Genomic DNA, 24,532 nt, shown 5'->3' with positions numbered 1-24,532 from the left:
TGGTCATATGTCTAGACCAATCTTCGAGGTAATCGCCCTCGGATCCGATGACGCCGTTGCGGCACAGGCCGGCGGCGCCGACCGGCTCGAACTGGTCACGGACATGGCCGCCGACGGCCTGACCCCGTCACGGGAGACGTTCGGGGCGATCCGCGGCGCCGTCGACATCCCGCTGCGGGTGATGCTGCGCCTCACCGACGGCTTCAGCGCGGGCGGCGCGCGGCAGCTGGACGAGTTGTGCGAGGCGGCGCAGGGGCTGCGGGCGGAGGGCGCCGAGGAGTTCGTGCTGGGCTTCCTCGACGGGAGCGGCGCGGCGGACCTGGAGGCCGTGCACGCGCTGGTCGACGTGCTCGACGGCTGCCGCTGGACCTTCCACCGGGCGATCGACCGGGCCGCCGACCGCGACGCCGTACGGCTGCAGCTCGCGGGGCTGCCCGGCCTCGACACGTATCTGACGGCCGGGTCCGCGAAGGGCGTCGGCGACGGGATGGACGTGCTGTGCAGCGAGGCCGCGCGCAGCGGCGAACCGGGGTACGAGCCGCGGCTCCTGGTCGGCGGCGGGCTGCTGCTGGAGCACGTTCCCGAGCTGCGCGCGGCGGGCCTGGACGGCTTCCACGTCGGCGGCGCGGTGCGGGCCGGCGGGTGGTCCGGCGCGGTGGATCCCTCCGCCGTCCGGACCTGGCGCGAGGTGCTGGACGCTCCCGTCGCCGTGGGCTGAACACCCGCCGCCGCGACCCGCGTTCAGGACGCCAGCGCCTCCGGCAGCGGCTCCGCGTGGAGGACGGTGAGGCCGGACACCGCGCGGGTCAGCGTCACGTACAGGCGGCGCAGGCCGGTGCGCGGGTCGGGCTCGGCGGCGACGATGGCGGCGGGCTCGGCGAGGACGACGTAGTCGTATTCGAGGCCCTTCGCGAGGGACGCCGGGACGAGGGTGAGCCGGGCGTCCGCCGAGGTCTCCTCGCCGGGGGCGAGGAAGGGCAGCCCGGCCGCGGTGAGGGCGGCCGCGAGCGCGGGGATCCCGGGGTCCGCGGCGATCAGGCCGACGGAGCCCTCGTGCTCCAGCGCGGTGCCGCACGCGTCGAGCACCGCCGTCTCCAACTCCCCCTCCGCCACCGCCCGTACGGCGAAGTCGCCGCCCGCCTCGCGGACGGAGGTCGCCGGGGCGAGGTCCGGCGCGATCTGCGGCAGCAGCAGGGACGCGTAGCCGATGACCTCGCGCGGCACACGGAAGCCGCGCGTCAACTCCTCGATCCGCGCCCCGGGTTTGCCGAGGTGCCGCAGCGCCTCCGCCCAACTGGCCGTCGCCCAGGGCGTGGTGCCCTGCGCGATGTCGCCGAGCACGGTCGCCGAGCCGGTCGAGCAGCGCCGGCCCACCGCGCGGTACTGCATCGGTGACAGGTCCTGCGCCTCGTCCAGCACGACGTGCCCGAGCGACGGCGTGCGCTGCACCAGATCCTGCGCCTCGTCGACGAGTACGGCGTCGGCCGCCGACCACTTCGCCGACGCGAGCCCGCGCGCGGGCTTGTCCCACAGCACGGTCCGCTGCTCCTCGGGGTCGAGGATGCCGTCCGCGGCCCGGGCCAGGAACTCCGCGTCCGACAGCAGCCGCAGCACCAGCTTCGCCGGGTCCACCGGCGGCCAGCACGCCTTGACGGCGGCCTTGACCGCGGAGTTGCGGGCCACCGCGTCCTGCACGCGGTCGTCGGGGGCCTCCCCGGCGCGCTCCATCTGGACGAGCACGGCGTGCGCGATGCGCTGCGGCAGCGCGTCGTGCGCGGCCCCGTAACGGATGTCGCGCCCGGCCAACTCGCGGACGATCTCCTCCAGTTCGTACACGGGCACCCGCCAGCGGCGGGAGCCGCGGACGACCACGACCGGCTCCTTCGGCATCCGGATGCCCGAACGCACCGCGCGCCGCAGCACCTCCGCCATCCGGGCGTCGCCCTTGACGCGGGCGGCCTCCGCCGAGTCCGCGCCGCGCACCGGCACATGGGCGACGAGCGAGTCCACCGTGGCCTGCCTGACGTGGAGTTCGCCCAGCGCCGGGAGCACCTGCTCGATGTAGCGCAGGAAGGACGCGTTCGGGCCGATCACCAGCGTGCCCGCGCGGGCGAGGCGCTCGCGGTGCGCGTAGAGCAGGTACGCGACGCGGTGCAGGCCGACGGCGGTCTTGCCGGTGCCCGGCGCCCCCTGCACGCACACCGTGCCGGTGACGCCGGCGCGTACGATCTCGTCCTGCTCCGGCTGGATCGTCGCGACGATGTCGCGCATCGGGCCGACACGCGGCCGCTCGATCTCCGTCTGGAGCAGCTTGCTCGCGGTCTCCGCCTCGCCGGGGTCGGTGAGGTGCTCGTCCTCGTACGCGGTCAACTCGCCGCCGGTGTAGCCGAACCGGCGGCGCAGCAGGACGCCCAGCGGTTCGGCGCGCGAGGCGCGATAGAAGGGCTGGGAGACCGGTGCGCGCCAGTCGATCACCATCGGGTCGCCGGCCGCGTCGTGGACGTGCCGCCGCCCGATGTAGAAGCTCTCGCCCTCCGCGCCCTCGGCCTCCTCCGCGCCCGGCGCGTGGTCGTAGTCCAGCCGGCCGAAGAAGAGGGGGGTGTCGGCGAGGTCGGCGAGCGCGACGATACGGGCCGCGTGCGCGGCGGCCAGGACCTTGGCGTCCACCCAGTTGCCGCTGACGTCGCTGATGTCCATCGCCTCGACGTCCGCGCGCATCGCCCGCAGCGCGGCGCGCGAGGACGCGAGGTGGTCGCGCTCGCGGCCCAGCGGGTCGCCTCCGGCGGGGGTGGGGGTGGGGGTGGGGCTGGGGCGGCTCTGGTCCTGGTTCTGGGCGTGCGAGGGCACGGGGGCCTCCGGCGGTCGGCGCGGGTACGTGAGGAGGCCGGCCGGTTTCCGTCCGGGCGGCGGCGCTCCCGTCCGGGAGGCGGCAAGACCGGCGATCTTACGCCTCCGGCGCGGGGGAGGCGAACGCGTTACCCGCACGCCCCTGCGGGGCTGGGGCCTTCCCCAGGGGCTGCGGCTTGCCGCCGTCGCGGGATCGTCCCTTGTCGTCGGCTGAGCGCGCAGTTCCCCGCGCGCCCCGGCGGGGGCTCGGGCGCGCGGCCCCGCGGGGTGCCCCTTGCGGTCCGTCGCGGGACCTTCCGCCGGTGGGGGTTGCTCGCGCAGTTCCTCGCGCCCCTGGTGTGCCGGCCTGCGCGGCTAGCGCGGGCCCCCGCTGCGGGGAAGCTCGGCGAATTCCTCCTGACCGTTCGCTTCTTGCGGAGAAAAGTGGTGGATTTTCGGCAGCCCCTCTGGTGGGATGGCGCAGCCGCCCGCGGGGCGGGAGTCGGCGGGAGGGGAAGGGCGCGCGCGTGGACGACGTGTTGATCGAGGCCGAGGGGCTGCGGAAGGTGCATGCTCCGCGTGGGGGCGGGGAGGGGTTCGAGGCCGTCGCGGGGATCGGGTTCCGGGTGCGGCGCGGGGAGGCCTTCGGGTTCCTGGGGCCGAACGGGGCCGGGAAGTCGACGACCATGCGCATGATCGCCGCCGTCTCCCCCGTGTCGGGCGGCACGCTGCGCGTGCTGGGCATGGACCCGGCGGTGGACGGCGCGGGGATCCGTGCGCGGCTCGGGTCCGTACCGCAGGACGACACGCTGGACACCGAACTGACCGTCCGGGAGAACCTGCTGGTCTACGGGCGCTACTTCGGCCTGCCCCGGGCCGAGATACGGGCCCGCACCGCCCGGCTGCTGGATTTCGCGCGGCTCGCGGACAAGGCGGACGAGCAGGTCGAGGCGCTGTCCGGCGGGATGCGGCGGCGGCTGACGATCGCCCGGTCGCTGATCAACGAGCCGGAGATCCTGCTGCTGGACGAGCCCACGACGGGGCTCGACCCGCAGGCCCGGCACCTGCTGTGGGAGCGGCTCTTCCGGCTCAAGCAGCAGGGCGTGACGCTGCTGCTCACGACGCACTACATGGACGAGGCCGAGCAGCTGTGCGACCGGATCGTGGTCATGGACCACGGCCGGATCGTCGCGGAGGGCAGCCCGCGGGAGCTGATCGAGGCGCACTGCACGCGCGAGGTGCTGGAGCTGCGCTTCGCGCCGGACCGGCCGCTGGACGGCCTCGCGGCCGAGGTCGCGGGCATCGGCGAGCGCACCGAGGTGCTGCCGGACCGGCTGCTGGTCTATGCCGACGACGGCGAGGCCGCGCTGAAGGCCGTGCACGGTGCGGGGGTCGGCCCGCAGACGGCGCTGGTGCGGCGCGCGGGCCTGGAGGACGTCTTCCTCACCCTCACCGGCCGGACGCTGGTGGACTGACGATGAGCGCAACGACCCTGAGCGGTACGCCCGCGGGCACGACGACGGCCGACGTCCTCACCGCGCGTGTGCCCGCGCTGCGCGAGTTCGGCTACTGGATGCGCCGCTACCGGCGGATCTGGCGCGGCACGGTGGTGATGAGCGTCGCCAACCCGCTGCTGTTCCTGGCCGCGATGGGCGCGGGACTGGGCAAGCTGGTGGACGCCGGGCACAGCGGCCACCTCGCCGGGACGCCCTACCTGGACTTCCTCGCGCCGGGGCTGGTCGCGGCCTCCGCGATGCAGAACGGCGTGATCGAAGGCGGCTTCCCCGTCTTCCAGTCGGCGCGCGGCAGCGGCAACTACCCGGCGGCCGCGGCGACTCCGATGCGGCCGGGCGACATCCTCGCCGGGCACGCGCTCTTCGTGGCCTTCCGGGTGCTGCTGAGCGGGCTGCTCTTCCTCGCGGTGGTCGTGGCGTTCGGCGTGATGGGCCCGGCGAAGGCGCTGCTCGCCGCGGGGCCCGTGCTGCTGACCGGTATGGCCTTCGCGACGCCGCTGATGGCGTACGCGGTGCGCACGGAGCGGCAGAGCAGGCTCAACGGGATCTACCGCTTCGTGGTGATGCCCTTCTACATGTTCTCCGGCACCTTCTTCCCGGTCTCCCAACTCCCGCACTGGCTGCGGGGCGTGGCCGAGTGCACCCCGCTCTACCAGGGCGTGGAGCTGACCCGCGGGATCACGCTGGGCGGGCTCGGCGCGGGGGCCGCGGCCGTGCACACCGGCTACCTCCTGCTGCTGACCGCCGCCGGGCTGTGGGCGGCCCGCCGCGCGTACACCCGGCGTCTGCACCGCTGACCGCCGCACCGACTCCCCTCTGCCGAAAGGACCGCCGTGCTGCGCGCGCCCTGGACCTCGCCCGCGGTCGCGGGCCCCGCCGCTCTCGTCGAGCGCAACCTCGTCATCTACCGCCACACCTGGTATCTGCTGCTGGCCGAGATCTTCGAACCGGTGCTGTACCTGCTGTCGATGGGCGTCGGCATCGGCGCGCTCGTCGGCCATGTCCAGGGCCTGGGCGCCCCGGACGTCGGCTACGTCGACTTCGTCGCGCCCGCGCTGCTGGCCACGGCGGCGATGAACGGGTCCATGAACGAGACGACCTTCTCGCTGTACGGCAAGCTCACCATGTCCCGTACGTACCAGGCGATCCTCGCCACCCCGCTGGGCGTGCGCGATGTCGCGCTCGGCGAGGTGGCCTGGGCGCTGCTGCGCGGGACGGCGGTAACGGCCGTGTTCGGGGCGGCACTTGCGGCCTTCGGGCTCATGCACTCGCTGTGGGGCCTGCTGATCCTGCCGGGGGCGCTGCTCATCGCGTTCGCGTTCGCGGCGGCGGGCCTGGCGGTCGTGACGTACATCCGCAGCTGGCAGGACTTCCAGCTGGTGCAGCTGGTGATGCTGCCGATGTTCCTGTTCGCGACGACCTTCTACCCGCTGGGCGTCTACCCGCGCCCGGTGCAGCTCGCGGTGGAGTGCCTGCCGCTCTACCAGTGCATCGAGCTGGTCCGCGGGCCCGCGCTCGGCCGGATGACCCCGGCGGTCGGGCTCGCGGCCCTCTACCTGGCCGTCTTCGGCGGCGCCGCGCTGGCCCTGGCGATGCGCAGGCTGGGGCGCAGGCTGATGCCGTGAGCGCCCTGCGGTGCGCTTCCGCCACAATGGCCCGCATGCCTCACACCAGCCCCGCGGCCCATCCGCGCTACGACGCCCTGCTCGCCGAGTGGAACCAGCTGCTGCGCCGCTGCCAGGAGAGCGAGCGCGGCGGGGCGGGCGAGCAGGCGCCCGACCCCGGGCCGTACGGGCAGGAGCTGCTGGCGCGCTGGGGTGAGCCGCAGCGCCGCTACCACACGGTGGACCACCTCGCCGAGGTGCTCGCGCGGGCGACGGAGCTGACCGGCTACGCGCACGACCCGGACACCGTGGCGCTGGCCGTGTGGTTCCACGACGCCGTCTACCGCCCCGACCGCAGCGAGAACGAGGAGCGCAGCGCCGACCTCGCCCGCCGCGCGCTCACCGAGGCGGGGGTCGGCGAGGAGCGCACCGCGCAGGTCGTACGGCTCGTGCGGCTGACCGTCACGCACGACCCCGCGCCCGGCGACGCCGACGGCGAGGTGCTGTGCGACGCCGACCTCGCCGTCCTCGCAGGCGACCCGGCCGCCTACGCCGCCTACGCCGCCGCCGTGCGCGCGGAATACGGCTTCGTACCCGACCCGGACTTCCGCGCCGGGCGGGCCGGCATCCTGCGCCAACTCCTCGACCTGCCGCACCTTTTCCGCACCCCGTACGGCCGCGAGCACTGGGAGCGCACCGCGCGCCGCAACCTCACGACCGAACTGGAGCTGCTGGAGGCCTGATACGGCCCCGGTTCGTCAACTTCCGCCGCGCACGGCCCGGATGAGGGTCGTCGCGATGGGCGGCTCGCGGTCGCCGCCGCCCGGGTCGCGCAGCACCTCGGTGGTGATGCCGGTGAAGCCCGCGTCCGCGAGCAGCTTCTCCCACACGGCGGCCTCCAGCACCCAGCGCCGCTTGGTCGTCAGGCTGCCGCTGGAGGAGCGCACCGACACCTCGGTGGGCCGCAGTTCGGCCGCGGGCGGGGCGCCGTCCTCGTAGTGCGCGAGGGTGGCCAGCACGAACGTGCCGCCGGGCCGCAGCCCGCTCGCGGCGGCGGGCAGCAGGTGCACCGGGTCGGAGAAGTCGGCGGCGCCGAAGCAGGAGTAGGCCACGTCGACGCTGCCCGCGGCGGCAGCCAGGTAGGTGGCCGCGTCACCGTGCACGAAGTCCAACTCCGGCACATGGGCGTACCGTTCGCGCCCGAGCGTGACACGGGTGGCCGAGGTGTCGATCGCGGCGACCTGGTCCGCGCCCAGCACGGCGGCGACGTACGCGGCGCGCTCGCCCGTCCCGGCCCCGAGGTCGGCGACGGTGGCCCCGGCGACATCGCCGAGCAACTCGGCACCGGGCCCGAGCCGCTGGTACCAGTCCCAGTACAGCCGCTCCTCGTCGAGCGGCCCCGGTGCGGTGAGGGAGGTCACGGAAATCACCCGGACATCCTGGCAAAAGCCCCGCGTTCAGGTCCCGTACTCCACGATTTCCCCCTCCCCCGTGCACCCTTGCGCTCCCCCGCGCACCCGCGGCCCGGCTCAGATCATGCCGCCCGCGGTGTGCAGCGTCTGGGCGGTGACCCAGCGGCCCGCGTCCGAGACCAGGAAGCCGACGGCGTCCGCGATGTCGTCCGGCTCGCCGAGCCGCCCCAGCGGGGTGCGGCGCAGCGCGTCCTCGACGACCGGCGGCGGCACGGTGGCCAGTACGTCCGTGCGGGTCAGGCCGGGGAGCACGCTGTTGACGGTCACCGCCCGCGGCCCCAGCTCCCATGCCAGCGTGCGCGCGAGCTGGTCGCCCGCGGCCTTGGCCGCCGCCAGCAGCGCGGTGCCGGGCAGCGGCGCGACGGTCAGCGCCGACGACACCAGCACGATCCGCCCACCGTCGCGTATCCGGCGCGCGGCCTCCCGCAGGGCGGTGAAGGTCCCGTACGCGGCGGCGGTGAAATACCGCGCGAAATCCTCGTCGGTGGTGTGCGCGAGCGGGCCCGCGGTCGCCGGTGCGGCGTTGTTGACCCACACGTCGACCCTCCCGTACGCCGCCTCCGCCGCGTCGAACAGCCGTGCCGCCGCGCCGGGTTCCGTGACGTCGGCGGGTACGGCGAGGGCCTGCCCGCCGCTCTCCGCGATCTGCGCGGCGGCCTTCTCCGCGTCCGCCGCGCCGCGCGCGCCGACGACGACCCGCAGGCCGTCGCGGGCCAGCCGTCCGGCGACGGCCCGTCCGATGCCGCGTGACCCGCCGGTCACGATCGCGACCCGCTCCTCGTGTGCGGCCATGTGCGTTCTCCCCGTCGTCAGCCGTGGCCCGGAAATGTGTGATGCCCTGGACAGTCGAGAGCATCGACTATTTAGTCGAGGGTGTCAACCATTCACCGGTACGCTGTCCGCATGGCCCACGACGCACCGCCGCCACCGCCGCCGCCACCTTCGCCACCTTCGCCACCTGAGGGCGACGGCCTCACGGACTCCCTCATCGGGCTCTTCCGTGAGATCGACGCGCTCTTCAGCGCCGCCAGCCGCAGCCAGGGCCTGACCCCGCAGCAGGCCCAACTCCTGTGCTTCGCCCAGCACATGACGCCCTCCTTCGGTGAACTCGCCCGGCTGCTGCACTGCGACAAGACCAACGTCACGGGCCTGGTCGACCGTCTGGAGCGGCGCGGCCTGCTCACCCGCGAGCCCGACCCGCACGACCGGCGCCTCAGCCGCGTCCACCTCACGACCGACGGCGCGGCGCTGACCGCCGCCTTCCAGCAGGTCGTCGACTCCTCACTGGCCGGACGCTTCACCGGCTGGACCGCCGAGCAACGCGCCGGCCTGCTGCCGCTGCTGCGGGCCGCGACCACGGCGCTGCGGGGCTGAGACCCGCACCACCGGCCCAAGGCCGCGATCACGGCCACCAACCGCGGCCCCAACGCCTAGAGTTGGCGCACCGCAGGCAGCGGTGACCGGAAGGCGGGGGCAGGGCGGATGACGGACGTCGAAGCAGCGGGCGGTACGGAAGCGGCGGTGGGGGACGGAGGGACGCTGCCGTTCTGGGTGGACGCCGAGGACGGCGAGGACACCATGGGGCTGCTCGGCGGCCGCCCCGAGCTGCGGGCCGTGCCGCTCGGGCCGCTGCGACGCAACCTCGCCGCGACCGTGGACGCGCTCCAGCAGGTCTTCGCCGAGATCACCGCCCAGGGCGGCACCCTGCCGCTCGCCGAGGCGCAGCTCTCCTTCCAGGTCACGGCGAGCGGCGGGGTGCAGCTCATCGGAACGGGCCAGGTGAGCGCCGGCCGCGCCCTCACCCTGACCTTCCGGCGCCCGTGACGGCGCGGCGGCGGGCGTGGCGTACCGTGCGCTGCTGATCGGGGCGAGCACTTACGACGACCCGGCCATCGGCGATCTCCCCTTCGTGCCGGAGGACCTGCGGCAGCTCCATGCCGCCCTGTCCGCACGGGGGTTCGCGTCCGTGGAGGTCCTGGAGGCGCCGCGCGGCATCATCCGCACGACGGTGAACGCCCGGGTCGGCGGCTTCCTGCGCGAGGCGCGCCGCGACGACGTGCTGCTCGTCGTGCTCAGCGGCCACGGGCAGCGCTTCGAGGGCACCGACTACCTCATCCCGGAGGACGCCAGCTTCGCGATCCGGCCCTTCGCCGAATGCTGTGTGGCGATCGACTGGCAGCGGGAGCTGGAGGATTCGGCGGCCGCGCAGGTCCTCTTCCTCGTCGACGCCTGCCGCGAGGGCTTCGCCCGCGACACCATGAGCCCCGTGGGCGTGCGGGGTTGGGGCGGGCAGCGGATCGCCGCGGCCCTGCGCCGCAAGGTCGGTTACCTGTACGCCTGCTCGCCCGCGCAGGTCGCGCTCTTCGTCAAGCCCAACGAGCAAGCAGCGGACGGCACTTCGCCCGGCGAGTCGTTCAGCCTCTTCTCCCGCGCGGTCGCCGGGGTCGTCGCCGAACTGCCGCACGCCATGGACCTCGGCGAATTCCACCGGCAGGTGCAGGAGCGGGTGACGGCGCTGCACCGCGCGTACGCCAAGCCCGGCAGCCCGCAGGCCGTACGGCTCGCCACCGACCTGGACGGCGCGGACTTCACCGTGCTGCCCGGCCCGCCCAAGGACGCCGGGGTGCACCCGTGGGTGCGGTCGGTCACCGGCCACGCGGCCTGGGAGCGTACGGCGGCGGGGCCCGCGCGGGAGGCGATCCAGGAGGCCGCGGAAGAGCTGGCAGCCCAACTAGCCCGTGCCTACGACGAATCCGGCGCCGTCCTGACCGACGACCCCTGGCACGACGCTCAGTTGGCGACGCGCACACAGGAACGCGCGAACTTCCTCGTCCGCGGCCTCGACCCCGCCACCGCCTTCTCCCCCACCGAGGCCGCACTCCTCGCGCTGCTGCCGCTCGTCACGCAGGCGTACTGGGCGCGGCAGGCCGCGAGCCGGGCCGCGGTGCTCGACGGCACCGCGCCACGCCCCGAGCAGGACCGCTTCCAGGCCTTCACCCGCAGCCACCCGCGCCTGGTGCGCAGGCTCGCCGCCCTGGACCAGACCGCCGAGCCGCACGGAGACGCGGCTCGCATCCGCTGGTGGCTCCACCACCGCTGGCTGCTGCACCAACCCGAGTTGTACACCGGCGGCGCGCTCGCCGCCCTGCTCGCCCTCCCGGACCGGCCGGAACGCCCCGCGTGGTGCTCCGGCGCGCTCGGCCCCGCGCGCTTCGCGCACTTCCTCCAGGACCAGCGCCAGGCGCCCTTCGCCCACCCGCAGGGCCCCGCGCTCCCCGACACCGTGGCCGCGTCCACCGGCCACGAGCACATGGTCCGGCAGGACGTCGTCGGCGCCCTCGCCAAGACCGCGCACGCGCTCGCCGTCGACCCCGTCGACCTCTCCGAGATCGTCGCGGAGCACCTCGGCATCTCCGACGCCGTCGACACCGGCGCCCTGCTCGCCACGCTGCGCGGCTCCGACTGGCGCGGCGCGGGCGCCGGGCGCTCCCTCAACGCGGAGTGCGGGCACCCCGCCGTACAGATCGCCTTGCGTGAACACGCCACACGCACCGACGCGTTGCTGCGCGACATCAGCCGCGGCGCCGCGGGCGGGCCGCTGCACGCGCTGCCCGCGTACGCCGACGCCGACCGCGTCCGCCTCACCGGCGGCGCCGCCCACCACCTCACCGAGGGCATCCGCTTCCAGCTCGCCGAGGACCGCGTCCAGGAGCTGCTGATGGGCGAATCCCTCTACAGCGACCGCGACCTCGCCGTCCGCGAGCTGTACCAGAACGCCCTGGACGCGCTGCGCCACCGCGACGCCCGCACCCAGTACCTGACGCGTACCAACTCCGGCCGCCGCCTGCCCCCTTGGACCGGCGCGATCACCTTCCGCCAGGGCATCGCCCCCGACGGCCGCGGCTACCTCGAATGCCACGACAACGGCGTCGGCATGGGCGTCACCGAGATCGCCCGCGCCTTCGCCCAGGGCGGCGCCCGCTTCGTCGACCTCCCCGAATACGCGGAGGAGCAGGCAGAGTGGTCCCAACTCGACCCGCCCGTCCAGCTCTTCCCCAACAGCCGCTTCGGCATCGGCGTCCTGAGCTACTTCATGCTCGCCGACGAGATCGAGGTCCGCACCTGCCGTATGAGCCGCGAAGGCCGCCCCGGCCGTCAGCTGCGGGTCACGATCGCGGGCCCCGGCAACCTCTTCCGCGTCGAGGACCTGGGCGAGGGCGACGAACCGGGCACGGTGGTCCGGCTGTTGCTGTCCCGGGGGCGCGCACCGGTGTCGGTGGTGGACGTGCTGGAGCAGGTGCTGTGGGTGGCGCAGTACCGGACCACCGCTGAGCAGGGCGCCCGGCGGGGGGTGTGGGAGGCGGGGGTTCTCGCCGACGCGGCGGGCGCCGGACAGCCCCCGGTGGCCTCCGGGCACCCCGACCTGTGGTGGACCGACGAAGCAGGGCAGCTCATGGCGGACGGGTTGTTCGTCAAGTGCTCGGGGGTGCACGACCTGCTCCCCTACGGCGTGCTCGTCAATCTCCACGGGCCGCACCAGCCGGAGCTGACCGTCGACCGCGCCGAGGTCATCGCCTTCTCCCGCGACCACGCCGTGCGCCTCGCGTGCGAGGCCGCGGCGCGCGAGAGCGCCTCGGCCGCACGGATGGCGAACTGGTACTGGACCGCGAAGGTGAGCACGGACTCCCCGCAGGTCGGCGACGCGGTGATCGCCGCCGCGGCCCGGACGGGCAGGTCGTAGAAGCTCTGGGGAACCACCGTTCGCGTGGGCGACATCGGATTCGTGCCCGTCGACCACCTGCTGCTGCCACTGGTGACGCCCGCCATCGACCACGGCCTGGACCTCGTACGGGGCGCCGCCCTGCTGCGCTGCACATCCGTCGCCGTGCTGAGCTGGCGGCTTCCGGTCCTGCACCGGGCGGTGGAGGGCGCAGCCTTCAACGGCCCGGCACCCGGCGCCCCCGCGCAGGCCCTGCCGAGCGATTTCGTCCTGCTGCACCACGTGGGTCAGCACGAGCGATGGCTGGACGACCTCCGCCAGTGGTGTGACTCCGCCGAGTGGCAGGTCAGAACCTTGACCCGCCGCGACGACATCGAACGGGCGTTGCTGAACCTTTCGGACCTGACGAGCTGGCGTTCCCCTGACAGCGAGGTGGACGTGGCCTCGGTGCTCGACCTCACCGCGGTGTGCGAGTTCACCGCGGGCGAGGTCGCCGGGCGCCTCCGGCAGCTCGGCTACCGGGTCGCGCCGCTGGCGGGCCTCGAAGCGGCGGGCACCGCGGACCTCGCCCTGCTCCGTCCGCTGGCAGACCCGCTCGGCTGGCTGCCGCAGCGGGTCGATCTCCCGGCGGCTCAGGTCGCCTGCAGCGCGCTGCGGGCGGAGGTGCCGGTCGAGGACGCCGCACGGCGGCTGCGCGAACTCGGCTACTCGGTACCGCTTGCACCGGAAGGGACGGTCCACCGGTCATCGGCGCAGCGGGCGTTGATCGACCAGCTCTGGGAGTGCCTCCAGGACCGTCCGGCGTTGGGCGATGCCGCTCGCGTCGGCACCGCTCAGCTGGTGCTGACAGCTGCCGCCTGTGGCCGCACCGTCACGGAAACCGCCGCGCAACTGAGCGCTCTCGGCTTCCACCTTCCACCGCCCTCCGGCCGGCCCGACCTGCGGACGGACGACCATCTGCTGCTGTCGTACGACGACCGCACACCCTGGGCGGACCGCCCTGTGCACCCGCTGTACCTCTTCGCCGTAGCCGCACGGGCCCGGCAGCCGCTGGATTTCGTCATCGGACGTCTGCGCGAACTCGGCTTCGAGGTCACCGACGTGCCCGAGGAGGAGCGGCCCCGGCTGCAGGACGCGACGGACACCGTCATCAGATTCGGGCAGTACTCCAACGTGGCAAGCCATCTGCAGGCACTGACCGGAGGCCCGCGCCGTCGAAGGATGCGCGTACGGCAAGTGCTCCGGGAAGCGATCTCCCAGCTGGAAGCCGCTGGCAGCGGCACGCGGCCGGCGCCCCCGTCCACGGCAGCAGCGCCCAGGGGCCACGCTCTTCTGACCGTGGCGCGCAGCTACGCGCTGACCGAGCGGATGGGCACCACCCGCGCTGAGGGCACTCGGATTCTGGCGGCGGAGGGCTACGAACCCCCCGCCCCGGAGCCGGAGTTCGAGCGAGACCTGGCAGCCGAGCAATGGCTTCAGACCGCGCTCACGTTTCCCGACGTCCGCTTGCCCACCGTGCCGGGCCACACATCCGTCGGCCTCGCCGGGCTCTGCGCCGTCGCCTTCCGCAACCGGCGCACCCTGCGCGAAATCGCCCTCCTCGCCACCCGCCTCGGTATGCGCCACGAGGCGGAGTCGTGGTTCGGGCCGTCCAAAACCACCTCCCCCGCGGAGGGGGCGTGACGCACCGTCACACGTCGAAAGCCGCGCCCCGCGGATCGTACTTGCGGCGCCGCAGCCCCGCGGCCGTGAGGCGGCGGACCAGCTCCTTGCTGCCGATCTCCACCGCGCCCAGCGACACCGCGTCCGGGTAGCGCTCGGCGGGGATGTCGTAGTGGTCGCGTTCGAACGCGCGGGGCGGGGCGCCCAGCCGCGCCGCGAAGGCGTGGAGCTCAGCGTACGAGACGTCGCTCACGAGGTGGGACCACATCCGGCCGTGGCCCGGCCACGTCGGGGGGTCGAGGTACACGGTCACGGCTGCGGCCCCGCGGGGCGCGGGCCCAGCTCGCCGACCGGCGCGACCGCCTCGCGGCGCACCTCGCACACCCAGATCGGGTCGGGGCCCAGCTCCGGCTCGACGGCGAGCGCGTGCGGGTCGTCGCAGTACGGGCACAGCGGCCAGCGGCCGTACGTCTCCAGCAGCGCGTCCTGCACGTCCTGGGCGACCAGGCCGGGGACAAAGTCGGCGCCGTCCGGCCACTTGCCCACCCACCAGCGGCGCTCGGCGACCGCCTCCTCCACGAGCGAGACGATCGCGGGGCCGGTCGCCTCCCGCGCCCCCAGGTCCGCGAGGACGCGGGCCCGAGCCTCGTGCAGTGCCGCTTCCGCCGGGTCGTCCATGAGCTCCATTATCCCCTGGACGCCCCGGGGGCCGCCCCGGCGAAAACGGATGGCCCCCGGCGGCCGCGGCTCCGTACCCTCGCCCCATGGACACCCTCCCCCGCCTCCTCAATGTCGTCGACGTCGAGGCGACGTGCTGGGAGGGGCAGCCGCCCGCGGGGCAGGTGAGCGAGATCATCGAGATCGGCCTCACCGTCGTGGACCTGGCCGCCCGCACCCGGCGGGCCAAGCACCGGCTGCTGGTACGGCCGCAGCGCTCGCGCGTGAGCGCGTTCTGCACGGAGCTCACGGGGCTCACGCAGGACGAGGTGGACGGCGGGACCAGCTTCGCCGAGGCGTGCCGGGAGCTGGCCGCCACGCACCGCGCGGGAGCGCTGCCGTGGGCGAGCTGGGGGGATTACGACCGCAACCAGTTCACCCGGCAGTGCCGCCGCACGGGCACGGAGTATCCCTTCGGGAGCGCGCATACCAACGCGAAGGTCGCCTTCACCGCGTCGTACGGGCTGCGGCGCAGGCCCGGGATGGCGCAGGCGCTCCAGGTCGCGGGGCTGCCGCTGGAGGGGCGGCACCACCGGGGGGACGACGACGCGTGGAACATCGCCGCGCTCGTGCTGGACCTGGCCGCCCGGGGGGACTGGCCCGCCCCCGGATGAGCCGCACGAGTGAGCAGCGGCACTGGCCACGGCTTGACGGCCCGATGCCGTGAAAATACCTTTCATAGAGTGACCCACAGCGTGAAGGAAAATTTCCCGCCGGGTGTCCGCCCGCTGCGCGGCAGCCCGGACGCGCCCGTCATACCCGTCACGCCCCCCGCCCCGGGGGCGCTCGCGGCCAAGGTCCGTACGCTCGCCCCGTCCATGACGCGCTCGATGCAGCGCGTCGCGGAGGCCGTCGCGGGTGATCCGGCCGGCTGCGCCCAGCAGACCGTCACCGCCCTCGCGATCCGTACGGGCACCAGCGAGGCGACCGTCGTCCGCACCGCCCGGCTGCTCGGCTACCCGGGCTACCGGGATCTGCGGCTCGCCCTGGCCGCGCTCGCCGCGCAGCAGGCGGCCGGGGTGCCGCCCGCCGTGACGGCGGACATCGCGGTGGACGACCCGCTGCCCGATGTCGTCGCCAAGCTCGCCGCCGAGGAGCAGCAGACCCTCGCCGACACCGCCGCCCAGCTGGACATGGCCCAACTGGAGGCCGCCGTCGCCGCGTTGGCGGGGGCCCGGCGGATCGACGTGTACGGCACGGCCGCCTCCGGGCTGGTCGGGCAGGACCTGGCGCAGAAGCTGCTGCGCATCGGGCTGATCGCGCAGGCGCACACCGACCCGCATCTGGCGGTGACCAACGCCGTCCAACTCCGGCCGGGCGACGCCGCCGTGGCCATCACCCACTCCGGCAGCACCCACGACGTGATCGAGCCGCTGCGGGCCGCCTTCGACCGCGGCGCGACGACGATCGCGGTGACGGGCCGTCCGGACGGGCCGGTCACCCAGTGGGCGGACGTCGTGCTGACCACGTCCAGCTCCCGCGAGAGCGAGCTGCGGCCCGCCGCGATGTCCAGCCGGACGAGCCAACTCCTCGTCGTCGACTGCCTGTTCGTGGGCATCGCACAGCGGACGTACGAGACCGCGGCGCCCGCGCTCGCCGCCTCCTACGAGGCCCTCGCCCACCGCCACCGACCCCGCCCGAGCCGCGGCTGACCCCGCCAGGACCGAACCCCCGCACGCGGCCGGAAGGCCGCGAACCGCCGGACCCCGCACGGGACATGCGGGCTCCCGGACGGCCCCCGCACGCCCCCCCGACAGCCCCCGCCGGACCTGTGCCGAGCCCACGCCGGACCCGACGCCGGTCCGGGCGGACCGCCACGTCATGACCGGCCATGGCCTGAAATAATGCGCCAAGCCCCTTCTGCGGCCCCACCCGCCGAGCCGACCCCTGCGAGAAGGATGAACGAGCCGCATATGCCCCAGTACACCGAGCTGCGTCGCGAACTGGACACGCTGACCACCGAGGCCTTCCGGCCGGAGCTCGCCGAGATCGACCGTATGACGACGCTGGAGATCGCCCGCACGATGAACGGTGAGGACGCCACCGTTCCGGCCGCCGTCGCCGCCCAACTGCCCGCCGTCGCCGCCGCGATCGACGGAATCGCCGCCCGGATGTCCCGCGGCGGCCGGCTCGTCTACGCGGGCGCCGGGACCGCGGGGCGGCTCGGCGTGCTGGACGCCAGCGAGTGCCCGCCGACCTTCAACACCACGCCCGGCGGGGAGGTGGTGGGGCTCATCGCGGGCGGGCCGTCCGCGATGGTCACCTCGGTGGAAGGGGCCGAGGACAACAGGGAGCTGGCCGCGCGCGACCTGGACGCGCTCGGGCTGACCGCCGCCGACACCGTCGTGGGGGTCTCCGCCTCCGGGCGCACCCCGTACGCGCTGGGCGCGGTCGAGCACGCCCGCGCGCTCGGGGCGCTCACGGTGGGCCTGGCGTGCAACGCCGGCTCGCCGCTCGCGGCCGCCGCCGAGCACGGCATCGAGGTCGTCGTCGGGCCCGAACTCCTCACCGGCTCCACCCGGTTGAAGTCCGGCACCGCGCAGAAGCTGGTCCTCAACATGCTCTCGACGATCACCATGATCCGGCTGGGCAAGACGTACGGGAATCTGATGGTGGACGTCCGCGCGTCCAACGAGAAGCTGCGGGCGCGCTCGCGCCGTATCGTCTCGCTCGCGACCGGCGCGGACGACGCGGCGATCGAGGACGCGCTCACCGCGACCGACGGCGAGGTCAAGACCGCCATCCTGACCCTGCTCGCCCGTGTCGACGCCCCGACCGCGGACCGGCTGCTGCACGAGTCCGGCGGCCGTCTGCGCGAGGCCCTGGAGTCGTCCCGGCCCGTGTAGCGCAGGCGCGACGACGGCGCCCGCCCCCCGGGATCCGGGGAGCGGGCGCCGTTTCGTGCGTGCTGGACGGGTGATCCCGGAGGGGGATCAGAAGTCCATGTCACCGCCGGGCATGCCGCCCGGAGCGGCCGCGGCGGCCTTCTCCGGCTTGTCGGCGATGACGGCCTCGGTGGTCAGGAACAGCGCGGCGATCGACGCGGCGTTCTGCAGCGCGGAGCGCGTGACCTTCGCCGGGTCGATGATGCCCTCGGCGATCATGTCCACGTACTCGCCGGTCGCGGCGTTCAGGCCGTGGCCGATCGGCAGGTTGCGCACCTTCTCGACGATGACGCCGCCCTCGAGACCACCGTTGACGGCGATCTGCTTGAGCGGGGCCTCCAGCGCGAGCTTCACGGCGTTGGCGCCGGTCGCCTCGTCGCCTTCCAGCTCCAGCTTCTCGAAGACCGCGGAGGCCTGCAGCAGGGCCACGCCACCACCGGCGACGATGCCCTCCTCGACGGCCGCCTTGGCGTTGCGCACCGCGTCCTCGATGCGGTGCTTGCGCTCCTTGAGCTCGACCTCGGTCGCGGCACCGGCCTTGATGACCGCGACGCCGCCCGCGAGCTTCGCCAGGCGCTCCTGGAGCTTCTCGCGGTCGTAGTCCGAGTCGCTGTTCTCGATCTCGGCGCGGATCTGGTTGACGCGGCCGGCGACCTGGTCGGCGTCACCGGAGCCGTCCACGATCGTGGTCTCGTCCTTGGTGATGACGACCTTGCGGGCGCGGCCGAGCAGGTCCAGGCCCGCGTTCTCCAGCTTGAGGCCGACCTCCTCGGAGATGACCGTGCCGCCGGTGAGGATCGCGATGTCGCCCAGCATCGCCTTGCGGCGGTCGCCGAAGCCCGGGGCCTTGACGGCGACGGACTTGAAGGTGCCGCGGATCTTGTTGACGACCAGGGTCGACAGGGCCTCGCCCTCGACGTCCTCGGCGATGATCAGCAGCGGCTTGCCCGACTGCATGACCTTCTCCAGCAGCGGGAGCAGGTCCTTGACCGAGGAGACCTTGGAGTTGACGATCAGGATGTACGGGTCGTCGAGCGACGCCTCCATACGCTCCAGGTCGGTGGCGAAGTACGCCGAGATGAAGCCCTTGTCGAAGCGCATGCCCTCGGTGAGCTCGAGCTCCAGACCGAAGGTCTGCGACTCCTCGACGGTGATGACGCCTTCCTTGCCGACCTTGTCCATCGCCTCGGCGATGAGCTCGCCGATCTGGGTGTCGGCGGCGGAGATGGAGGCGGTGGAAGCGATCTGCTCCTTGGTCTCCACGTCCTTGGCCTGCTCCAGCAGGGCGGCGGAGACGGCCTCGACGGCACGCTCGATGCCGCGCTTGAGGGCCATCGGGTTGGCGCCGGCGGCGACGTTGCGCAGGCCCTCGCGGACCAGGGCCTGGGCCAGGACGGTCGCGGTCGTCGTGCCGTCACCGGCGACGTCGTCGGTCTTCTTCGCGACTTCCTTGACCAGCTCGGCGCCGATCTTCTCGTACGGGTCCTCCAGCTCGATCTCCTTGGCGATGGACACGCCATCGTTGGTGATCGTGGGGGCGCCCCACTTCTTCTCAAGGACGACGTTCCGGCCCTTGGGACCGAGAGTGACCTTAACGGCGTCGGCGAGCTGGTTCATCCCGCGCTCAAGGCCGCGCCGCGCCTCCTCATCGAACGCGATGATCTTAGCCATGTGAAGTGTCCTCCGCGGACTGGGGGTTCCCCCACCGGAGGCGGGGGCGGTGGAACGGACCGCGTGGCGCCCGCGACGGACGGCCTGCCGGCCGCCGGTTCCTTCCCGGCGTCCGGACGGGCCTCACCGACCCGGTCCAAGTGGCACTCTCACGCGCAGAGTGCTAACGCCAATGATTAGCACTCTCCCCTGCCGAGTGCAAGCGCCCGCCCACGGACGGGGGCGCCCGCACGGCACCGCGCGCCCGTACGGCGGACGGGCGCGCAACGGCGAAAGGACCACCCCGTGCGGGGGTGGCCCTTCCTGGCGTCGCGTCGGTGGCCGAACGCGCCCGTGCCGATCAGGCGGCCACGCGGACCATGTCCGCCTGCGGCCCCTTCTGACCCTGCGAGATCTCGAACTCGACTCGCTGGCCTTCTTCGAGGGTGCGGTAGCCGTCCATCTGTATCGCGCTGTAGTGGACGAAGACATCCGCACCACCGTCGACCGCGATGAAGCCGTAGCCCTTCTCCGCGTTGAACCACTTGACGGTGCCCTGAGCCATTCCTAACTCCCCTATTACTGGCCCTATCGCGGCCCCGCGCTCCGCGGGCCCGGGTCAGACCTCACCCCCCGTCGGGAGGTGTGCGCCGGAACGCGTCGACCGCGGCTGAATGTATCTGCACGGATGCCGTCCGCAACAGGTCAATTGGACGAGAATTCTTGGCGCGACGCATCCGAAATACCCCAGGAAGAAACGATAATGTGGGGCAATCCAGACGGGATACTACGGACATAGCGCACTTATCGCTTGTGAATTTGCCGATAAATCGGCGCTACGACTTCGGTCCGGACATGAGGGCGCCCCACCCGGGGCGAAAGCAGTTCCCGGATGGGGCGGGGTTTAAACGTCGAAGCTTCTGCGTATTCTCGTCAGTTCCGTGACGCTACCGGATCAAGCTCTCGCTCACGCTCGGTATCCGGCGCCGGGTATCCGGTATCAGCCGCCGGCGACCGCGGGAATGATCGACACGCTGGCGCCGTCCGGCACCGCCGTGGCGAGTCCGTCGGAAAACCGTACATCGTCGTCGTTGACATAGACGTTCACGAAACGCCGGAGCTTTCCGGTGTCGTCGAGAACCCGCGCGGAAATACCCGCATGATTCTTTTCCAGCGACTCGATGACCTCGCCGAGCGTCGCGCCCTCGGCGGGCACCTCGGCCTGGCCCCCGGTGTACGTGCGGAGGATCGTGGGGATGCGGACGGAAGCACTCATGCGAGTCCAGCCTCTCGGAAGGCGGCAAGGGAGGGGGCGATGGTCGCGGTCGGCCCGGTGGTCGGGGAGACGGCGTCCAGGGTCTTCAGGCCGTCGCCGGTGTTCAGCACGACGGTCTCGGCGGCCGGGTCGAGCTGCCCGGTCTCGATCAGCTTCTTCAGCACGCCGACGGTCACGCCGCCCGCCGTCTCGGCGAAGATGCCCTCGGTGCGGGAGAGCAGCTTGATGGCGTCCACGATCTGCTCGTCGTCGACGTCCTCGATCGCGCCGCCGGTGCGGCGCGCGATGTCCAGGACGTACGGGCCGTCCGCCGGGTTGCCGATGGCCAGCGACTTGGCGATGGTGTCGGGCTTGACCGGGCGCACCACGTCGTGGCCGGCCTTGAAGGCCGCCGAGACCGGCGAGCAGCCCTCGGCCTGGGCGCCGAAGATCTTGTACGGCTTGTCCTCGACCAGGCCGAGCGCGATCAGCTCCTTGAGACCCTTGTCGATCTTGGTGAGCTGCGAGCCCGAGGCGATCGGGATGACCAGGTTGTCCGGCAGCCGCCAGCCGAGCTGCTCGGCGATCTCGTACGCCAGCGTCTTGGAGCCCTCGCCGTAGTACGGGCGCAGGTTGACGTTGACGAAGCCCCAGCCCTCGCCGGCCGGGTCGCCGATCAGCTCCGAGCAGAAGCGGTTCACGTCGTCGTACGTGCCCTTGATCGCGACCAGGTCGCCGCCGTAGACCGCGGCCATCACGACCTTGCCCTGCTCCAGGTCGTCCGGGATGAAGACGCAGGAGCGGAAGCCGGCCCGCGCGGCGGCCGCGCCGACCGCGCCCGCCAGGTTGCCGGTGGAGGAGCAGGACAGCGTCGTCAGGCCGAAGGTGCGGGCCGCCTCCAGGGCGATCGCGACGACCCGGTCCTTGAACGAGTGCGTCGGGTTGCCGGAGTCGTCCTTGACGTACAGGCCGCCGGTGACGCCCAGCTCGCGGGCCAGGTTGTCGGCCTTGACGAGCTTGGTCCAGCCGGGGTTCAGGTTCTGCTTGGCGGTCACGTCCGCGGGGACGGGCAGCAGCGGGGCGTAGCGCCAGATGTTCGCGGGACCGGCCTCGATCTGCTTGCGCAGCCGCTCCGGGTCGCCGGCCGGCAGGTCGTAGGCCACTTCCAGCGGCCCGAAACACTCCAGGCACGCGAAGACCGGGGTCAGCGGGTAGCGGGTGCCGCACTCACGGCAGGACAGCGCGACGGCGGGGCCGAAAGCGGCGTCCTGCGAGGCGTCCTGGGGGGTGGTGGCGATGTTCTGCACAGCCATGGTGGCGAGGCCCTTTCTCCTCATCTTCCCCACGGCGAAGGTCGCCGCGAGCCGGAATTGGCACCGTCCCCACCTGACCTCGCGGTCGGCGGGATGGTTGCCGGGGCTTCAACGGGCCGTTCCCTCTGCCCCTCTGGATGAGCGGTATGGCACCGGACGGCTGAGCCGGTCCGGGCGTTTGTTCCGCCGGCCGACCCCGGCATGCGGGGCGGGCGGGCGTTGTTCAAGACTGTAACCGACACCGGTCACCGGTGAGATAGCCGTCCGTACCGCGAGATGCGTCACACACGGGACACACGGGAGCGCTGAACGTGCTGGAAGAGGTCGAGCGCTGGCTCGCCACACGGTCCTGGTCCGCCGGCGAGCGGCCGCTCGACCTGCTGCTCGCCGCCAAGCGGGCGGCGGGCCCGGCCGGGACCGTGAGCGTCGTGCTGCCCGCGCGGGACGAGGAGGCCACGGTGGGCGCGATCGTCGCGGCCGTCCGCCGCGACCTCATGGCGCCGGGCGCCGCGCTCGTGGACGAGCTGGTCGTCGTCGACTCCGGCTCCCGCGACCGTACGGCCGAGGTCGCGGCGGCGGCCGGAGCCACGGTCATCGCCCGCGACGACATCCTGCCGCGGCTGCCGGCCCTCCCCGGCAAGGGCGAGGTGCTGTGGCGCTCACTGCTCGTGACCAGCGGCGAGATCGTGTGCTTCGTCGACGCGGATCTGCGGGAGTTCGACTCCCGCTTCGTCAGCGGCATCGTCGGCCCCCTCCTCACCGAGCCCGGCGTCCAGCTCGTCAAGGCGATGTACGACCGCCCGCTGGAGACCGGCGGCACGGTCGTCCCCGCGGGCGGCGGCCGCGTCACCGAACTCGTCGCCCGCCCGCTGCTCAACCTGCACTGGCCGCGCCTGGCGGGCTTCGTCCAGCCGCTGGGCGGCGAGTACGCGGCGCGGCGCTCGCTGCTGGAACGGCTCCCCTTCCCCGTGGGCTACGGGGTCGAGCTGGGCATGCTCGTGGACGCGCTCGCCCTGGTGGGGCTGGACGCGCTCGGCCAGGTGGACGTGGGCGTCCGGCACCACCGCCACCAGGACGAGGCGGCGCTGGGCCGGATGGCCGCGGCGATCTACCGCACGGCGCACATGCGGCTGGCCCGCGGCCATCTCGTGCGGCCGCGCCTCACGCAGTACGACCGCGCGGCGTCGGGCTTCGTCCCCTCGACCCACCCGGTCGACACGGAGGAACGCCCTCCGATGCTCGCCGTCCCGGAATACCTGCGCCACCGCGCCGCGTAGACCTCCCTTCTGCGAAGGGGGGCACGCCAGGGGCGCGGGGAACTGCGCGAGCAACCACCCACCGGCCGGTGGTCCGGCACGGACCGAACTGCCCCTTTCGGACGGTGACAACCCGCGCCCCGGTGGGGGCTGAGCGCGCCGTTCCCCGCGCCCCTGACGGGGCGCACCCCGGTGCGTATGTTTGGCGCCCAAGGCGATTGGCAAGGCTCGGGGACGTGGAAGGACTCGCACGTGTGCTCGTCGCGTCGAACCGCGGCCCGATCTCGTACACCCTCGCCGGCGGCGAATTGCAGAGCCGGCGAGGTGGCGGCGGCGTCGTCTCCGGGCTGAGCGCGATCGAGTCGGACGGCGACTCGCTGTGGGTGTGCGCGGCGCTGGGTGAGGGCGACCGCGAAGCGGTCAGACGCGGGGTCGGCGAGCCGGGCTCGCGGATGCTCGCGATCGATCAGGACGTCTTCCACGCCGCGTACAACGACATCGCGAACTCCGTGCTGTGGTTCGTGCACCACATGCTCTACCAGACGCCGCTGGAGCCCGTCTTCGACGAGGAATTCCGCGGGCGGTGGGCGTCCTACGAGGCGTACAACGCGGCCTTCGCGGACGCGCTCGCGGAGTCGGCCGCGCCCGGGGCGGCGGTGCTGGTGCAGGACTACCACCTGGTGCTGGTCCCGGCGATGCTCCGGGAGCGGCGCCCCGACCTGCGGATCGGGCACTTCTCGCACACCCCGTGGGCGCCGCCGGACTACTTCCGGCTGCTGCCGGACGACATCGCGGCGGCGGTGCTGGAGGGCATACTCGGCGCGGACCGCGCGGCCTTCCTGACCCGGCGGTGGGCGGATTCGTTCGCGGCGTGCTGCGTGGACGTGCTGGGCGCGGAGCTGTCGGCGGACGGGCACGCGGTGACGCACCGCGGGCGGACGACCCGGCTGGGCGTGCACGGCCTGGGGGCCGACGCGGACTTCCTGCGCGAGCGCGCGGGGCGCGACGACGTGCTGGAGCGGATGGCGGCGCTGCGGGCCGAGACGGGCCCGGGGCGCAAGCTCGTGGTGCGGGTGGACCGCACGGAGCTGTCGAAGAACATCGTGCGCGGCCTGCTGGCCTACCGCAGGCTGCTCCAGGAGCGGCCGGGCTGGCGCAGCCGGGTGGTGCACGTCGCCTTCGCCTACCCCTCGCGGCAGGATCTCGCGGTCTACCGCGACTACACCGCGGAGGTCTCGCGGGTGGCGGCGGAGATCAACGAGGAGTTCGGGACGCCCAACTGGCAGCCGGTGCTGCTGAAGGTGGACGACGACTTCGCGCGCTCGCTCGCGGCGTACCGGCTGGCGGACGTGGCGCTGGTCAACCCCATCAGGGACGGAATGAACCTGGTGGCCAAGGAGATGCCGGTGGTCTCCGACAACGGCGTCGCGCTGGTCCTCTCGCGTGAGGCGGGCGCCTGCGCGGAGCTGGGCGAGGACGCGATCGTGGTCAACCCGTACGACGTGAGCCAGACCGCGGAGGCGCTCAACACCGCCCTGACGCTGCCGGACGCCGAGCGCGCCGACCGGACGAAGCGGCTGGCGGCCGCGGCGACCGCGCTGCCGCCGACCCGGTGGTTCCTCGACCAGCTCGCGGCGCTGGAGTAGCCGCCGCGAGCC

Annotated in this window: 23 protein-coding genes and 1 riboswitch; of the genes, 14 read left to right on the top strand and 9 right to left on the bottom strand. The window is 73.4% G+C overall.

Annotated elements, in window-relative coordinates; translation table 11 throughout:
- Positions 1 to 7 precede the first annotated feature (7 nt).
- Complete coding sequence (locus ACH4SL_RS03025; RefSeq protein WP_398441584.1) at positions 8 to 718, top strand: copper homeostasis protein CutC; 711 nt, start codon at positions 8 to 10, stop codon at positions 716 to 718.
- Positions 719 to 741: 23 nt separating this feature from the next.
- Here the strand turns inward: ACH4SL_RS03025 and ACH4SL_RS03020 are convergent, their stop codons facing one another.
- Positions 742 to 2,847: a HelD family protein gene (locus ACH4SL_RS03020; protein WP_398441583.1), complete on the bottom strand. Its 2,106-nt coding sequence runs from the start codon at positions 2,845 to 2,847 to the stop codon at positions 742 to 744.
- A gap of 506 nt (positions 2,848 to 3,353) precedes the next feature.
- Between ACH4SL_RS03020 and ACH4SL_RS03015 the strand changes: the two genes are divergently transcribed.
- The 4 genes from ACH4SL_RS03015 to ACH4SL_RS03000 are packed head-to-tail and all read left to right on the top strand — an operon-like array spanning position 3,354 to position 6,687.
- Complete coding sequence (locus ACH4SL_RS03015) at positions 3,354 to 4,301, top strand: ABC transporter ATP-binding protein (protein ID WP_398441582.1); 948 nt, start codon at positions 3,354 to 3,356, stop codon at positions 4,299 to 4,301.
- Between the two features lie 2 nt (positions 4,302 to 4,303).
- A complete protein-coding gene (locus tag ACH4SL_RS03010; protein WP_398441581.1) occupies positions 4,304 to 5,137 on the top strand; it encodes an ABC transporter permease in 834 nt (277 codons plus the stop codon).
- 36 nt (positions 5,138 to 5,173) lie between these two features.
- A complete protein-coding gene (locus ACH4SL_RS03005) occupies positions 5,174 to 5,965 on the top strand; it encodes an ABC transporter permease (protein WP_398441580.1) in 792 nt (263 codons plus the stop codon).
- Between the two features lie 35 nt (positions 5,966 to 6,000).
- Positions 6,001 to 6,687 (top strand): hypothetical protein, encoded by a 687-nt coding sequence (locus ACH4SL_RS03000; RefSeq protein WP_398441579.1) that lies wholly within the window; start codon positions 6,001 to 6,003, stop codon positions 6,685 to 6,687.
- Positions 6,688 to 6,702: 15 nt separating this feature from the next.
- Here ACH4SL_RS03000 and ACH4SL_RS02995 read toward each other — a convergent pair whose 3' ends face one another.
- Entirely contained in the window at positions 6,703 to 7,374 is a 672-nt protein-coding gene (locus ACH4SL_RS02995) for a class I SAM-dependent methyltransferase (RefSeq protein ID WP_398441578.1), read from the bottom strand.
- 99 nt (positions 7,375 to 7,473) lie between these two features.
- Positions 7,474 to 8,208, bottom strand: coding sequence for an SDR family oxidoreductase (locus ACH4SL_RS02990; protein ID WP_398441577.1), 735 nt, complete (start codon positions 8,206 to 8,208; stop codon positions 7,474 to 7,476).
- Between the two features lie 111 nt (positions 8,209 to 8,319).
- On the opposite strand from ACH4SL_RS02990, the gene ACH4SL_RS02985 reads away from it, so the two are divergent.
- From ACH4SL_RS02985 to ACH4SL_RS02970, 4 genes are all read left to right on the top strand, one after another.
- Entirely contained in the window at positions 8,320 to 8,790 is a 471-nt protein-coding gene (locus tag ACH4SL_RS02985; RefSeq protein ID WP_398441576.1) for a MarR family winged helix-turn-helix transcriptional regulator, read from the top strand.
- A gap of 108 nt (positions 8,791 to 8,898) precedes the next feature.
- Positions 8,899 to 9,240 (top strand): hypothetical protein, encoded by a 342-nt coding sequence (locus ACH4SL_RS02980; RefSeq protein WP_398441575.1) that lies wholly within the window; start codon positions 8,899 to 8,901, stop codon positions 9,238 to 9,240.
- A gap of 16 nt (positions 9,241 to 9,256) precedes the next feature.
- A complete protein-coding gene (locus ACH4SL_RS02975) occupies positions 9,257 to 12,157 on the top strand; it encodes a caspase family protein (RefSeq protein WP_398441574.1) in 2,901 nt (966 codons plus the stop codon).
- 24 nt (positions 12,158 to 12,181) lie between these two features.
- Positions 12,182 to 13,819 (top strand): hypothetical protein, encoded by a 1,638-nt coding sequence (locus tag ACH4SL_RS02970; RefSeq protein WP_398441572.1) that lies wholly within the window; start codon positions 12,182 to 12,184, stop codon positions 13,817 to 13,819.
- 7 nt (positions 13,820 to 13,826) lie between these two features.
- Here the strand turns inward: ACH4SL_RS02970 and ACH4SL_RS02965 are convergent, their stop codons facing one another.
- Together ACH4SL_RS02965 and ACH4SL_RS02960 are read right to left on the bottom strand one after the other, a co-directional pair.
- Positions 13,827 to 14,111 carry a DUF4031 domain-containing protein gene (locus ACH4SL_RS02965; RefSeq protein ID WP_398441570.1) on the bottom strand — a complete coding sequence of 95 codons (285 nt, stop codon included), beginning with the start codon at positions 14,109 to 14,111 and terminating at the stop codon, positions 13,827 to 13,829.
- Positions 14,108 to 14,476: a hypothetical protein gene (locus tag ACH4SL_RS02960; protein ID WP_398441569.1), complete on the bottom strand. Its 369-nt coding sequence runs from the start codon at positions 14,474 to 14,476 to the stop codon at positions 14,108 to 14,110. Before ACH4SL_RS02960 ends, ACH4SL_RS02965 begins: the two co-directional genes overlap by 4 nt.
- Positions 14,477 to 14,562: 86 nt before the next feature.
- On the opposite strand from ACH4SL_RS02960, the gene ACH4SL_RS02955 reads away from it, so the two are divergent.
- The 3 genes from ACH4SL_RS02955 to murQ all read left to right on the top strand — a co-directional run bounded on the left by ACH4SL_RS02955 (position 14,563) and on the right by murQ (position 17,361).
- Positions 14,563 to 15,129 carry an exonuclease domain-containing protein gene (locus tag ACH4SL_RS02955; RefSeq protein ID WP_398441568.1) on the top strand — a complete coding sequence of 189 codons (567 nt, stop codon included), beginning with the start codon at positions 14,563 to 14,565 and terminating at the stop codon, positions 15,127 to 15,129.
- 69 nt (positions 15,130 to 15,198) lie between these two features.
- Entirely contained in the window at positions 15,199 to 16,167 is a 969-nt protein-coding gene (locus ACH4SL_RS02950) for a MurR/RpiR family transcriptional regulator (RefSeq protein ID WP_398441567.1), read from the top strand.
- Positions 16,168 to 16,428: 261 nt separating this feature from the next.
- Entirely contained in the window at positions 16,429 to 17,361 is a 933-nt protein-coding gene (murQ, locus tag ACH4SL_RS02945; protein ID WP_398441566.1) for an N-acetylmuramic acid 6-phosphate etherase, read from the top strand.
- 87 nt (positions 17,362 to 17,448) lie between these two features.
- Here murQ and groL read toward each other — a convergent pair whose 3' ends face one another.
- The 4 genes from groL to thrC all read right to left on the bottom strand — a co-directional run bounded on the left by groL (position 17,449) and on the right by thrC (position 21,642).
- Positions 17,449 to 19,071, bottom strand: a complete 1,623-nt coding sequence (groL, locus tag ACH4SL_RS02940) for a chaperonin GroEL (protein WP_398441565.1) — start codon at positions 19,069 to 19,071, stop codon at positions 17,449 to 17,451.
- 340 nt (positions 19,072 to 19,411) lie between these two features.
- Complete coding sequence (locus ACH4SL_RS02935; protein WP_003949956.1) at positions 19,412 to 19,615, bottom strand: cold-shock protein; 204 nt, start codon at positions 19,613 to 19,615, stop codon at positions 19,412 to 19,414.
- A 435-nt stretch (positions 19,616 to 20,050) separates the two neighbouring features.
- On the bottom strand, positions 20,051 to 20,326 hold the full coding sequence (locus ACH4SL_RS02930; protein WP_031522335.1) for a ubiquitin-like small modifier protein 1: 276 nt from the start codon (positions 20,324 to 20,326) through the stop codon (positions 20,051 to 20,053).
- Positions 20,323 to 21,642: a threonine synthase gene (gene thrC, locus ACH4SL_RS02925; RefSeq protein WP_398441564.1), complete on the bottom strand. Its 1,320-nt coding sequence runs from the start codon at positions 21,640 to 21,642 to the stop codon at positions 20,323 to 20,325. Before thrC ends, ACH4SL_RS02930 begins: the two co-directional genes overlap by 4 nt.
- Positions 21,636 to 21,762, bottom strand: a riboswitch (SAM riboswitch). It overlaps the preceding gene by 7 nt.
- 167 nt (positions 21,763 to 21,929) lie before the next feature.
- Between thrC and ACH4SL_RS02920 the strand changes: the two genes are divergently transcribed.
- Both ACH4SL_RS02920 and ACH4SL_RS02915 read left to right on the top strand, forming a co-directional pair.
- Positions 21,930 to 22,895, top strand: coding sequence for a glucosyl-3-phosphoglycerate synthase (locus ACH4SL_RS02920; protein WP_398441563.1), 966 nt, complete (start codon positions 21,930 to 21,932; stop codon positions 22,893 to 22,895).
- Between the two features lie 215 nt (positions 22,896 to 23,110).
- Positions 23,111 to 24,520, top strand: a complete 1,410-nt coding sequence (locus tag ACH4SL_RS02915; RefSeq protein ID WP_398441562.1) for a trehalose-6-phosphate synthase — start codon at positions 23,111 to 23,113, stop codon at positions 24,518 to 24,520.
- Positions 24,521 to 24,532 lie beyond the last annotated feature (12 nt).

Source organism: Streptomyces sp. NPDC021020 (assembly GCF_044333285.1).
Classification (GTDB): Bacteria; Actinomycetota; Actinomycetes; order Streptomycetales; family Streptomycetaceae; genus Actinacidiphila.
This window is presented reverse-complemented; position numbering and strand designations above follow the sequence as displayed.